Source organism: Mycobacterium sp. (assembly GCF_035653355.1).
In the GTDB taxonomy this organism is placed as follows: Bacteria; Actinomycetota; Actinomycetes; order Mycobacteriales; family Mycobacteriaceae; genus Mycobacterium.
Window position 1 is genome coordinate 1 of sequence record NZ_DASRBZ010000423.1, and the last position, 12,650, is coordinate 12,650.

The window sequence follows — 12,650 nt, forward strand, 5'->3', positions numbered from 1 at the left end:
CGTCCCAGTTCTTCGAGCCAACTGTCTGCAGCGCCGCGGTATCCAATTGTGGGTGCTTACCATCAGCTCGATCGTCTGGCGCACCGCCTGCATCAGACGGTCGTCCGGATCTGGCGCCAGAATCCGGCCGTCTCTAATGACGTTGTCTACGACGATGATTGAGCCCGGTTGCGTCAGCCTCACCGCCCACTCCACATACGCGACGTTGTTCTCCTTGTCGGCGTCGATGAACACCAAATCGAACGGTCCGCCGGTCACCGTGGGGAGGGAATCCAGCGCGGCGCCGACAATCACGTCCACGCGGTCGGCGACGCCGGCACGCTGCAGGTTGGTCCGCGCCACCTCGGCGTGCTTCGGCTCATATTCCAGCGTCACCACCCGGCCCTCCGGTCCCGCCCCGCGCGCCAGCCAGATGGTGCTGAAGCCACCTAGCGTCCCGATCTCGAGGATGCGGCGCGCCCTCATCGCGGCGGCCAGCAAGCACAAGAACTTTCCCTGTTGCGCCGACACGGCGATGGACGGCAAGCCGGCCGCGGCGCTGGCTTCCAACGCCGCCGACAGCGCGGGATCATCGCCAACCAGTGTGCTGTCCAGAAACGCGTCGACGTCGCGAGGGCTGGGTGCCTGACTCATAGCTGTCAACATAGCCGGGCGCCGATGCACGAAGCGGAGAGACGGCGTGGATTCGCGGCGCAACGCCAGCCCACGGGCTCTTTACTACATACCCCTATGGGGTATATGCTACGAGGCGCAATACCGCCGGATTCCGACCTCGGGATCCCGACCAGATAGGGGTGACGCAAATGGCGAACTACGAGCAGGGCGCAGTGCTGACCTGTGGCCACGAGGGCTGCGGGTGCCGCGTTCGCATCGAGGTCGAATGTCACTGCGGTGACGCGGGCCAGGCATACCGCTGCACCTGCGGCGACGAATTGGTGGCCGTCGGCTAGCCGGCGTGGCGCGGTGGAGCCGGTAACAGACCATCAGCGTCCAAACGTGCGGCCGACCAAATTGACATCGGCCGTCAGCTCCGGCTCCACCGCCGAAACACCCACTGCCACAGCGTAATTTCCATCCTCAATGCGCCAGCTGCCGACGCTGCCGTCGTAGCGGGCGAGCACCCGCGGATCCGCCTCGATTGTGACCGTGCACGACTCACCCGGCCCGAGTTCGACACGCTCGAATCCCAGTAACCGCAACCGTTGCCCATCGGGTGCGGCCGTCAGGTAGAGCTGTGGGACGTCCGCGCCGGCACGCTCGCCGGTATTGACGACAGTGAGGCTGGCCGTGACGGTGTCGCCGCCGCTGACAGTGAGGTCGCGGTACTCAAATGTGGTGTAGGACAGGCCATGACCGAACGCGAACATCGGACTGTGGCCCTGTTTCGCGAACCACCGGTAGCCGACCTCAGCTCCTTCGGTATAGCGGATTGTGATCGGCGTTCCCCATGGAGCGCCGAGACCGGGTAGCTCGGGCCGCGGCGTCTGGCTCAGATCCAGCGGGAACGTGATGGGCAGCCGGCCGGACGGATTGACCGTGCCGAGCAGAACCTCGGCGATCGCTTGGCCGCCAGCCTGCCCCGGATACCAGGCTTGCAGGATCGCGTTCACTTTGTCCCGCCATGGCATGGCAACCGGGTTGCCGGTTTCCAGCACCACCACCGTGTTGGGCTGTGCCTCAGCGACAGCGGCGATCACCGCGTCCTGCCCCCATGGCAAAGACAAGTCCGCATTGTCGAGGCCCTCTCCTTCGACTCGCACCGCGAACACAATGGCGACGTCGGCCCGGCGCGCCGCGAGCACCGACTCGGCTGGGCTGATGCCCGGGTCGAACTCGATAACTGTGCCTGGCAACATCTTTCGCAGCTCCGTGAGCGGCCTCGACGGCAGCAAGTAGAGGTTGCGCGCGCTGCCCATTACCCCGGGTGCGCCGATCGGAATGACTGCGGCGTAGCCTCCCGGCGGAACGACGGCGCTCGACCCGCAGCCGGTCGGCACACCGACCTGCGCGTAGCCGCCGATGACAACGATGCGCGCCGCGGCGTCCGGTTTCAACGGCAGCAACCCACCGTTTTGCAGCAGCACGATTCCCTGCCGGGCGATCTCCAGCGCAATCGCATTGTGTGCGGCCATATCCGGCGGCGGCACAGCGTCCCAGCGATCGGCGCCGACGGCGAATATCGAACGTAAGATCCGGCGCACCATATCGGACAGACGTTGTTGGGGCAGTTTACCGTCGGCGTAGGCGGCTTTGAGTTGGTCGGTGAATGCCTCCGCGCCCCACAGCAATCGGTCTATCTGTGCACCAGATTCCTGGTCTAGGCCCTTGAGCGCAAACTCCCAACTCGGCGTGGCGCCCCAGTCCGACATCACCCAACCGCGGTAAGCCCAAGCGACTTTCAGGACGTCGTTGAGCAAAACGTCATTGCCGCTTGCGTATTCGCCGTTGACCTGGTTATATGCCGTCATCACGGCGCCGGGCTGCGACCGTCCGATCGCGATTTCGAAAGCCAACAGATCGGATTCGCGATGGGCGTCCGTGTCAATGACCGCGTCGAGCCAATTGCGGTTGGTCTCGTTACAGTTCAGCGAATAGTGTTTGACCGTTGAGATGACGCCCTGTTGCTGGATGCCGGTGATCGACTCCGCAGCGATCGTCGCACTCAAAAGCGGGTCTTCGGAGAGGTATTCGAAGTTGCGGCCGTTGCGGGGGTCGCGGGCCAGATTGATCCCGCCCGCTAAAAGTACGTTGAATCCGCGGCTGCGGGCTTCCCGCCCGATCGCCGCGCCCGAGGCCCGCGCAAGTGCCGGGTTGAAGCTGGCGGCCAGCGCGAGCCCGGCCGGCAACGCGGTCGCGGTGTCTCCCGGGCGGTAGCCGGGGTTGGTGACGCCGAGGCTGGCATCGGTCATCAGCAGCGGCGGTACGCCGTGGCGCGGGATGCCCGGCACGTATCCGGCGCTCATCGGAACGTCGGCGGGGATGCGCTCGTCGCGCACGGGCAGCATCTCGTTGGCGCCCATCACACTGACCAGTAACGAGAACCGCTCGTCGTCGGTCATCTGCGCCTCGACCTCCCGCGCCCGGACGTCGGCCTCGGTGTCGATGGCGCCCAGCGCGGCTCCTACCTCGGTCACCTCGTCAACGTTAAGGCGCAGTGGTTACCGGACGCCCTCTTTGGCGTAAACGACCCGCAGCACATGCCCGAGCTCTGGTCCCATCACCAACTCAGCCAGCGCACACATGGTGTCGACGAATTCCGGTCCATGCGGCGGCTGCGCTTGGCAGAGGTGGTGCGCCACTTCGTGCAAGACCACCAGCTCACGCATCGCCCAGTCGGCGGTGTCGCGGTCGGGAACCGCGATAACGCCTGGGCCGTCGTGGTTTTCGTAGTGCGCTGCGCTGGCGGCGCGCCGCGAGCGAACTGTCAGCGGCGGCGTCGCCGGCCAGCGGCGCCGCACCGCCGGTAATGCGAGAACGTCATCGACGTAGCGCTGCACTGCCGCGACGGAGCCGAACCGCCCTTCGGGAGGGAGTGTCAGCTGTGTGCCGAAAAACTCGACGGCCAGCGAGCCGTGCTGGGCTGCGCGGTCGAACAACGTCCGCACGAAGTCCTCAGCTGCGTAAACCTTCGATCGCTGCTTGTCGCGCTCGGCAGTGCTCATTACTCCAGCGCGGCTCGCGCCGACGACAGCTCCGGGCTGTTGCCGAGCCGCGCCCGCCGACCGGCCCGGTCCCCTGCCCGCCGTGCGGCCGACGAATACCCGGCCGAGGCCCGATAGGCCTGCCACGTGCCGCGCGCCTTCGACGCGCTGCGGTAGTAATCGTGCAGCTCGATTTCCTTGTCCCGCAGGGCGATAGCGGTACCAGGTGGACGACCGCGGTCCTTTTTCGCCCCTTGCTGTGCCTGCTCGCGGGCCTCGGCCAACCGCTGACCCACTCGCGCTCCGAACGCCAGCTGAAAGTTCAGCCGAGCAGTGATCGTCGGCGTCGGCCGGTGCGCACCCGAGGCGATGTAGGCGTCCGATGCCCGCACCATTTGGACCACCAGGCTGGCATACAGAGCGTGGCTGACATCGATGTCCTCTGCGAACCCGTAGGCGTACACAAACGTCGAATTGGAGGCCACGTCGCAGCGCACGTCGTTGGCGTGGGCGATGACCACGAACAGCTGCACATAGGTGCGCAGCCCCTTGGTGCCGGCCGCTCCGATAGTGATGGTGCGCTGGATCGGGCTCTGGGCGCGGGTGCGCTTATCCGCATGCGAGCGGGCCACCGCCAAATCGATGGACGTCGCCGTGGCCAAGCGTTGTGCTGCCGCCATGAACGCCTCGGCCTCATACGAATTGTCGGTGCCTTCCGCCTGGCGCAGCAGGGCAGCGATACGCGCCAACATTTTGTCGTCAGTCATCAGCGCCGCTCCTTCTCATCGCTCCGCTCTGCATCGTCGCCAGCGCGGGTCATAGCGCCAAACTACGGGACCGCTCCGACATTTCCGTGCAGCGATTCACAGCCGAGCGTTGATCCAGCTGACCACGTCGTCGAGCACCTGGTCGCGCTCTGGCTCATTGAAGACCTCATGGTAGAGCCCCGGATAAACCTTCAGCTCGACGTCGGAACTGCCCACGCATTCGACCAGCTGACGGCTGCCGTCGACGCAGATCAGCCGATCCTCCGAGCCGTGCACGACCAACAGTGGCGCCGTCAACGCCGCAGCGCGCTGCGGCATGGTTTCACCCACCAGCAGTAGGGCGCGGGCAATGCCGGCCGGAACCTTGCCGTGGTGCACCAGCGGGTCGGTTTTGTAGGCGGTCACCACTGCCGGGTCGCGGGATATCGCGTCGACGTCGAGTTCCTGCACCGGCAGGCCCGGAGCAATCGCGCCGAGCGTCTTGGCGACGAACACCAACAGCGGCGACACGTCCGTATGCGCTGCCACGGCCGGGCCCGACAACACCATCAGGTCGTAGTTGTCCGGGCGCTCGACACCGTAGGCGAACACGATGCCACCGCCCATGCTGTGCCCCAACACGATGCATTTACAGCCGGGATGCTCTTTGGTGGCGATGCCTACCAGCGTGTCGAAGTCACCGGTGTACTCCGAGATGTCCTTTAGCAGCACCCGCTTGCCGCCCGACCGGCCATGCCCGCGGTGATCTAGCGCGTACGTGACTAGTCCGTCGGCGGCGAACCGCTGCGCGACGTGGTCGTAGCGACGGGCGTGCTCGCCAAGGCCGTGCGAGAGGACGACCACCGCTTTTGGTGTGGTGTCTGGTGTCCAGACGTCGTAGACGATGCGCACGCCGCCGACGCCGTCGAATGTCCGTTCCGTGCGGGTGGTAGGCATCAGAGGCAGCGTAGACCGCAGTGCCGGGTTCCTCATTGCGGCACGCATCGTCAACGGAAGCGGATGTCGGGCCGTCTGCGTAAGCTCGTGCGCGTGAGTGTGCTCACCGAAAGCCTTGAGAGCGGGGCCAGTGACTTTTCTGCGCAGGCTGAGCCGTATCGGCGGGAACTGCTCGCGCACTGTTATCGGATGACAGGGTCGCTGCACGACGCCGAGGATCTGGTTCAGGAAACGTATCTGCGCGCCTGGAAGGCCTACGACCGCTTCGAGGGCAAGTCCTCGGTGCGGACCTGGCTGCACCGCATCGCCACCAACACGTGCCTGACCGCGCTGGAGGGCCGGCAACGCCGGCCGCTGCCGACAGGCTTGGGAGCACCCAGCTCCGATCCCACCGCGGAACTGGTGGAGCGAACGGAGATTGCCTGGCTGGAGCCGCTGCCGGACACCATCAGCGATCCCTCGGAGATCGTCGGGTCGCGTGAATCGGTGCGGTTGGCGTTCATTGCAGCTCTGCAGCACCTGTCGCCGCGGCAGCGGGCTGTGCTGGTGCTGCGTGACGTGCTGCAGTGGAAGGCCGCGGAAGTGGCCGAGGCGATCGGTACCAGCACCGCGGCTGTCAACAGCCTGCTGCAACGGGCCCGCACGCAATTGGAGGCGGTTGGTCCCACTGCGGAGGATCGGCTTGCGGCGCCCGATTCGGCGGACGCACAGGATCGGTTGGCCCGCTACATCGCGGCGTTCGAGGCCTACGACGTCGACCGGCTGGTGGACTTGTTCACCGCCGAGGCGATCTGGGAGATGCCGCCGTTCGCCGGGTGGTACCAGGGTCCGCATTCGATCGCCACATTGGTACGCCAGCAATGCCCCGCCCAAGCCGCCGGCGATATGCGGCTGATTCCGTTGCTGGCTAACGGGCAACCGGCGGCCGCGATGTATATGCGCGACGGCGACCAGCATCTGCCGTTTCAGCTGCATGTCCTCGACATCACCGACACCGGTGTCATCCACGTCGTCGCGTTCCTGGACACTACCCTTTTCCCGAAATTTGGCCTGCCCGACCATCTCTAGCGCCGAGTGTGGACTTATGCCACGCGTTGGCGCAGGAAACGTTCATCAACGCCACATTCGGCGAGCCACGTGCATCCGGCTGCTTCCAGCGCAGCACAGGTGCGGGCCACCACGATTCCCGGGCGATACCGCAGCAGGTCACCGCTGACGTGCACCATCCGCCAACCCAGAGCGCCCAACTCGGCCTGCCGATCGATGTCAGCAGTCCGCCGCGCCGGATCAGTCCAGTGTTGCGGACCGTCGAACTCGATACCGACCTCCCACTCCTCATATCCCATGTCGATGCGGGCGAAGGGATTACCGAATCTGTCGCGCACTACGATCTGCGTAGTCGGTTTGGGTAGTCCAGCGCGGACAAGCAGAAGCCGCGTCCGGGTTTCCTGCGGAGACTCCGCACCACCGTCGATCAACTCCAGCACGCGCCGCAATTGAACGATGCCCCGCGATCCAGGATGGTCTTCGGCCGCGGATTCGATACTGGCGGCCCTGAGGCCCGTTGCATTGGCCAGCGCATCCAACCGAATGACCGCCGTAGTCAAGCCTTTTCGTCGTCCGAGGTCGAACGCTGTTCGAGCCGGTGTGGTGACCGGCATTCCCTGCACTACGCACGTCTCGTGGTCAAGGAGCTTCTCGCGGTGGACAACAATGCCGTCGACGTTGCATGCCTCGGGTCGGTTGAGCTCGGCCGGCAACCGCGGATCGATCCATCGCGAACCCAGCAACGCAGCCGCCGACAAGCCCGCGACCGTGGCGGTCCGCATGGACCACAGCCAGGCCGCAACGCCGCGTGTGACGGGAGTGAGCTCCTGTCCGTTCGGGATGTAGACATTGCGGTAGACCATCTGGTGTCGGCTTCGCAACGTGCGTCGGCTGACCCGGCCCGCTGCGAGTGCTTCGGTGCCGATGAACGGCCAGTCGTACTCCCCCATGTGCTGACCGTGTCAAGAACCTCCTACACCGCAAGTCGAATGTGGACTTCTGCTACGCCTTCTGTGGATAAACGTGCATCAATTCCACGCTCGACGGCCGAAAGTCCTAGAACAGGCGGCTGTCCGGTGGCGGCCCGGATACCGGCCGCACCAAACCGTGTCCAGTGATCAGCGGCAGATCCAGAGCCGACAGTAGACCCGGCGGCGCTTCGCACACCGCCGGAATCGCGTTGACCATCCGGGATGCGCCGGCTACCCGCGCGCCCAGGTCGTGGTCGTGGTCGTCGGCCAACTCAAGCTCGCAGCGCATACTCGGCGAGCCCTCGATCTCGACGCGGTAGACCCCCCGACCCGAAGCCCCACCGTAGCCGAGGGCGCGCGGCGAAATGGAGATATGCGGCTGTGGCCAGTCCGGAGCGATGTCGTCGTGCATGCGGGTGACGTGGTCGACGACGAAAATCGGCCTGTCCCCGACATATCCGGTCAAAGTCGAGCGCATCGCGGCAATCGTGCCGGCGGCGATATGGCCGGTCGGAGTGTCGAACGATTCCTCGGCGGGCGCGCGTTCAACGCTTTCGTCGATGCGGTCGATCTGCACCCCTAGTCCGGCGGCGAGCTGGTGCAGCACTGGGCCCCAGCCGAAGGTGAATACTCCCGGGTTGGCAGCGAACGGCGTGACCTCGGGCGGCTTGCCGAACCCGAGGATCTCGTACACCGCCGATTTGTCGGGATAGGTGGCGTAGTTGAAAATCTCGGTCACGCGTACGCTCTCGATAACCCGCGACACTCCCGAAAGCACTAGCGGCAGAACATCATTGGCGAATCCGGAGTCGATGCCGGTGGTGAAGAACGACGCGCCTCCCGCTTGCGCCGCCGCCCGCAGCGGTTCGGTGAACGCCGAGTCGACGGCGCCGGGGAAGACCAGCGGCACCACCGAGCACGACACCACGTTCTTGCCGGCTCGCAGGATCGACGCCATGTCCTCAACCGCCTCCAGCGGCCGCAGATTTGCCGCGGCGGCATAGAGCACGACGTCGGCGTCGCCGGTCAGCATCGGGCCAGGATCCTGCGTTGCCACCACGCCCACCGGCTCGGCGCCGCAGAGCTGTCCTGCGTCCAGACCGGCCTTGGCATCGCTGTGGACGATGAGATCGACCAACTCCAGCTGTGGGTGATCGATCACCCCGCGCAGCGCGATCAAGCCCATCGAGCCGGGACCCCAAACGCCCACTTTCCACATCACTGTGCTCCTAATATTAGGAATAAATCGCTAACATTTGGACGGATGGTAGGAAGGCGGCGATGGCTACGTCAACAGCAGACTCCGTACGCGTGAAATCACCGCCTACCCGTCGCGTGATGGATGTGCTTGCGGCCCTGGCCGACTCGTCGCAAGGCAAGACGTCAGCCGAGCTCGCCAAAAGCTGTGGCATCAGCACCTCGACTTGTGCGCTAGTGCTGGCCGAGCTGGAACGAGGTACATGGGTGACACGCCACGAGGATCGCCGCTACGCGCTGGGCAGCGGCCTGTTCGGAATCGTGCATGGCCTCAGAGCGCAATTCCCGTTGCTGGACCGCGGCCGCGAAGCGCTCGCCTTCATGCACACCACACTGGGGGCCGCCTGCTCGATATCGAAAATCGGCGGCCGGCAGCTGACGACGGTGGATGCCGTCGGCCACAGCACCGACGGCGAGCACGCCGTGGGGCAGCGCTTCCCGATCGACCCGCCGTTCGGGTTGGTGGCGATGGCTTGGCGCGACGACACCGCCGTCGAGGACTGGCTGCATCGAGTCACACCACGGCTCACCCGCGCCGACATTGCCGCGCATCGCCGCGTGCTCGCCGACATCCGCCACCGCGGCTACGGTGCCTGGCGATTCGACGATGCCCACGCCGCATTGCACGACCGGCTCGCCGCCGTCCTGGCATCGCTGCAGCCCACCGCACAGGTCACCCGTCAGCTCAGCACCTTGATGACGATGGTGACGCTGCGATCGGTGACGCACACACTCGAAACGGAGCTTCCATCAACCGAATTCGTCGTATTACCGATCTTCGGGCGCGACCGCCAGCCGGAGTACCAAATCGAAATACATCTGGGCGGCGCGCAAAAACTGACCCTCCCCAAACTCGACGCCGCCCTCAGAAAAGCACAAACTCTGCTGACATCAGCAAGCTGAACAGATTCGCACAAGAGTACGTAGCGCCCTATATGCCCAGGTAACCGCCCATTTCAGCGCCTCGATTGGAACACGTTCTGGCCGGTTCGCTAGTATCCCGGGCATGAAGACCAAGGGCGCACTGCTGTGGGAGCTGAACTCGCCGTTTCGGGTCGACGAGATCGAGGTGGGTGATCCGGTTGACGACGAGGTCCAGATCCAGGTGCATGCCGCCGGCATGTGCCACTCCGACTACCACCTGACCACGGGAGCCACTCCGATCGGCTTGCCGGCACTCGGTGGGCACGAGGGCGCCGGCGTAGTCACCAAGGTCGGCAAGGGCGTCACCGGAATCAGTGAAGGCGACCACGTCATCCTGGCGTTCATCCCAGCCTGTGGCGAGTGTCCGCCGTGCCTGAAGGGTTTCCGGTCGCTCTGTGACCGGGGTGCGGTGTTGCTCGGCGGCAAGGCGATTGCCGACGGCACCTGCCGCGTCAAGGCCGGGTCGCATGACGTCTCGCCGATGAACCTGCTCGGCACCTTCGCGCCCTACATGACGGTGCACAAGGATTCGGTCGTCAAGATCGACCCGAGTGTGCCGTTCGAATCGGCCGCGATCATGGGTTGCGCGGTGCCGACCGGATTCGGCTCGGCGACCAACGTCGCCGAGGTCCAGCCCGGTGACACCGTCGCGATCATCGGCGTCGGCGGCATCGGGATGAGCGCGCTGCAGGGCGCGGTGTTGTCCGGCGCCAAGCACGTCATCGCGATCGACCCCATCGATTTCAAGCGTGAGCAAGCCGTGAAGTTCGGCGCCACCCACGTCTACGAGTCGATGGCTGCCGCGATTGCGCCGATGATGGACCTGACCTACGGGTTGATGGCCGACAAGACGATCATCGCGGTCGGCGAAATGCGCGGGGAATACATCGAGGAAGCGCTGACCCTGACCGCCAAGACCGGCACCTGCGTGGTGACCGGCATGGGGGCGATGACCGACGTCGACGTCAAGCTCAACCTGTTCTTGTTCGCGATGTTGCAAAAGACCTTGAAAGGCAACATCTTCGGTGGCGGAAGCTCACATGTCGAAACACCGCGACTGGTGGGACTGTACAAGTCGGGGCTGCTCAAGGTCGACGAGATGGTTACGAACACCTATCCGCTCGAAGACATCAACGAGGGCTATCAGGACATGCTGGACGGCAAGAACATCCGGGGCGTCATCCGCTACACCGACGCCGACTGGTAAAGCCACTCGGGCATGCCCAAGCGACTAGCCTGAGGCTATGTCTGCCACCGCGGAGATCCGGCGTGCGGCCGATCGGGCCGTCACCAAGACCTCCTGGCTGAATTCCAGGCACTCCTTTTCCTTCGCCGACCACTACGACCCCGCCAACACACACCACGGTTTACTACTGGTCAACAACGACGACATCGTCGCGCCCGGTACCGGCTTTGGCACCCACCCACACCGCGACATGGAGATCGTGACGTGGGTGCTGCAGGGAGCGCTGACTCACCGCGACTCGACCGGAAATCATGGTGTGACCTATCCCGGCCTGGCACAACGCATGTCGGCCGGCAGCGGCATTCTGCACTCGGAGAAGAACGACTCCGCCGCCGACCCAGTGCATTTCATCCAAATGTGGGTGATACCCGACCAGACCGGCATCACGCCCGGCTATCAGCAACACGAGGTCGACAACGAGCTGCTGACGAGTGGTTTGACGACCATCGCCTCAGGTATGCCCGGCCAGGACGCCGCCATCACAGTCCACAACCGCAATGCCGCGTTGCACGGGGCGCGACTGCGGCCCGGCGATGGCGTCGAGCTGCCGTCAGCGCCGTACCTGCATCTGTTCATCACATCCGGACTGGTTTCCGTCGAGGGTGTCGGCGACCTACAGGAAGGCGACGCGGTCCGGTTCACCGCATCCGACGGCCGACGGGTGACGGCAACCGAGCCGGCGGAGATTCTGGCTTGGGAAATGCACGCAAAACTTGGCGACTGAGGCGGTCCTCAACGCCGAACCCGGTCACGGCCAGTCACTGCCAGATAGATGGCGATAACGACAACGGCGACGATGACGCCGACCACAAACGGGATCATCGCCCAGCCGCGGTTGGCGTCGGTGTAACCGAGCCCGTAGGTCAGCCACGACCCCAAAAATGCGCCGGCGGCGCCCAGCACGCTTGTCATCACGATCCCGGGGTTGTGCTTCTCCGGCATCACCCGTCGGGTGAGCGCGCCGACAATCACGCCGACGATCACTGCGCTGACGACGGTGCTGACCATGGTGCCCTCCGCTCATCAGGCCTGCGACAAGTGCCCTTGCACGGGGATGCCCGCTTCCGGGTTTTGCCTAACTTGTCGCCGTGAGCACCGACACAGCAAGCCGCGACATAAGGTGAGCCCGACGAAGAGGAGTTGCCCATGTCTGACCTACAGCCCGACGAGAATGCCGGCGGCCCGGTGGCCGATGCGACAGGCGGGCACGGTCACCCGCAGCCGCGGCACGCCGCGTCCTCTGCGGACCGGCACGATCCGGGGCTCGCGGCGACACGAGAAGGCGCCCGGCACCGCGCTGCCGCCGGCGGGCGAGCGACACGGACCGTGCGGTTCTGGTTGGTGCCGATCGTCATCACCTTGGCGGTGCTGTCGGCCCTGGCCGCGTTGTATCTGGGCGGCATCTTGAATCCGATGAGCAGCCTGCGGCATTTCCCGATCGCGGTGGTCAACGAGGATGCCGGACCGGCGGGCGCGCGCATCGTCGATGGTGTGACGGCCGGATTAGACAAAAACCAATTCGACGTCCGCGTGCTCACCCGGCAAGAGGCCCTAGATGAACTGAATACCGCGCGGGTGTTCGGCATGGCCGTGATACCGCCGGACTTCTCCTCGAAGCTACGAGACCTTCCGCAAACCGCGATCAGCGCCGGTCCCGCTGTGCGGCCCGTGATCACGATCTCGACGAATCCACGAGCCGGAACACTGGGCGCCAGCATCGCCGCCCAAACCTTCTCCCGTGTGATGGCAGTGGTCAATACCCAGGTGGGACAACGGCTTACCGCGCAGGTCGCGCAGCAGACCGGCGGAGCACCGCTGGCAGGTGCGGTGTCGCTGCTATTGGCCAACCCCGTCGAAGTCC

The 12,650-nt window shown here is 65.2% G+C and carries 12 protein-coding genes and 2 pseudogenes; 6 read left to right on the forward strand and 8 right to left on the reverse strand.

From position 1 onward, the window contains the following. Positions 1–633: pseudogene (locus VFA16_RS14570) on the reverse strand (O-methyltransferase); the annotation flags it as partial. 170 nt (positions 634–803) lie between these two features. On the opposite strand from VFA16_RS14570, the gene VFA16_RS14575 reads away from it, so the two are divergent. Beyond that, the gene (locus VFA16_RS14575; RefSeq protein ID WP_414687722.1) at positions 804–950 is read left to right on the forward strand and encodes a metallothionein; all 147 of its coding nucleotides are present in this window, start codon (positions 804–806) and stop codon (positions 948–950) included. 33 nt (positions 951–983) lie between these two features. On the opposite strand, the gene VFA16_RS14580 is transcribed toward VFA16_RS14575, so the two are convergent. From VFA16_RS14580 to VFA16_RS14595, 4 genes are all read right to left on the reverse strand, one after another. Continuing rightward, entirely contained in the window at positions 984–3,059 is a 2,076-nt protein-coding gene (locus VFA16_RS14580; protein WP_324968511.1) for a glycoside hydrolase family 3 protein, read from the reverse strand. A gap of 99 nt (positions 3,060–3,158) precedes the next feature. Then, positions 3,159–3,662 carry a TIGR04338 family metallohydrolase gene (locus tag VFA16_RS14585; protein WP_324968501.1) on the reverse strand — a complete coding sequence of 168 codons (504 nt, stop codon included), beginning with the start codon at positions 3,660–3,662 and terminating at the stop codon, positions 3,159–3,161. Beyond that, complete coding sequence (locus tag VFA16_RS14590; RefSeq protein ID WP_324968502.1) at positions 3,662–4,408, reverse strand: DUF2786 domain-containing protein; 747 nt, start codon at positions 4,406–4,408, stop codon at positions 3,662–3,664. Before VFA16_RS14590 ends, VFA16_RS14585 begins: the two co-directional genes overlap by 1 nt. A gap of 96 nt (positions 4,409–4,504) precedes the next feature. Next, positions 4,505–5,344 carry a lysophospholipase gene (locus tag VFA16_RS14595; RefSeq protein WP_324968503.1) on the reverse strand — a complete coding sequence of 280 codons (840 nt, stop codon included), beginning with the start codon at positions 5,342–5,344 and terminating at the stop codon, positions 4,505–4,507. Here VFA16_RS14595 and VFA16_RS14600 point away from each other — a divergent pair. After that, a pseudogene (locus VFA16_RS14600) lies at positions 5,292–6,412 on the forward strand (sigma-70 family RNA polymerase sigma factor). The gene VFA16_RS14595 and the pseudogene VFA16_RS14600 overlap by 53 nt on opposite strands. Before the next feature lie 14 nt (positions 6,413–6,426). On the opposite strand, the gene VFA16_RS14605 reads toward VFA16_RS14600, so the two are convergent. Together VFA16_RS14605 and VFA16_RS14610 are read right to left on the reverse strand one after the other, a co-directional pair. Next, on the reverse strand, positions 6,427–7,341 hold the full coding sequence (locus VFA16_RS14605; protein ID WP_324968504.1) for a hypothetical protein: 915 nt from the start codon (positions 7,339–7,341) through the stop codon (positions 6,427–6,429). A gap of 106 nt (positions 7,342–7,447) precedes the next feature. Further along, a complete protein-coding gene (locus VFA16_RS14610; protein ID WP_324968505.1) occupies positions 7,448–8,581 on the reverse strand; it encodes a dihydrodipicolinate reductase in 1,134 nt (377 codons plus the stop codon). 119 nt (positions 8,582–8,700) lie between these two features. Here VFA16_RS14610 and VFA16_RS14615 point away from each other — a divergent pair, with 119 nt between their 5' ends. The 3 genes from VFA16_RS14615 to VFA16_RS14625 all read left to right on the forward strand — a co-directional run bounded on the left by VFA16_RS14615 (position 8,701) and on the right by VFA16_RS14625 (position 11,513). Further along, the gene (locus tag VFA16_RS14615) at positions 8,701–9,522 is read left to right on the forward strand and encodes a MarR family transcriptional regulator (RefSeq protein ID WP_414687724.1); all 822 of its coding nucleotides are present in this window, start codon (positions 8,701–8,703) and stop codon (positions 9,520–9,522) included. A 103-nt stretch (positions 9,523–9,625) separates the two neighbouring features. Continuing rightward, positions 9,626–10,750 carry an NDMA-dependent alcohol dehydrogenase gene (locus tag VFA16_RS14620; protein ID WP_324968507.1) on the forward strand — a complete coding sequence of 375 codons (1,125 nt, stop codon included), beginning with the start codon at positions 9,626–9,628 and terminating at the stop codon, positions 10,748–10,750. 37 nt (positions 10,751–10,787) lie between these two features. Then, positions 10,788–11,513 carry a pirin family protein gene (locus tag VFA16_RS14625; RefSeq protein ID WP_324968508.1) on the forward strand — a complete coding sequence of 242 codons (726 nt, stop codon included), beginning with the start codon at positions 10,788–10,790 and terminating at the stop codon, positions 11,511–11,513. 8 nt (positions 11,514–11,521) lie between these two features. Here the strand turns inward: VFA16_RS14625 and VFA16_RS14630 are convergent, their stop codons facing one another. After that, entirely contained in the window at positions 11,522–11,797 is a 276-nt protein-coding gene (locus VFA16_RS14630) for a GlsB/YeaQ/YmgE family stress response membrane protein (protein ID WP_324968509.1), read from the reverse strand. A gap of 138 nt (positions 11,798–11,935) precedes the next feature. Between VFA16_RS14630 and VFA16_RS14635 the strand changes: the two genes are divergently transcribed. After that, positions 11,936–12,650, forward strand: a 715-nt coding sequence (locus VFA16_RS14635; protein ID WP_414687723.1) for a YhgE/Pip domain-containing protein, incomplete at its 3' end; no start/stop codon positions are given.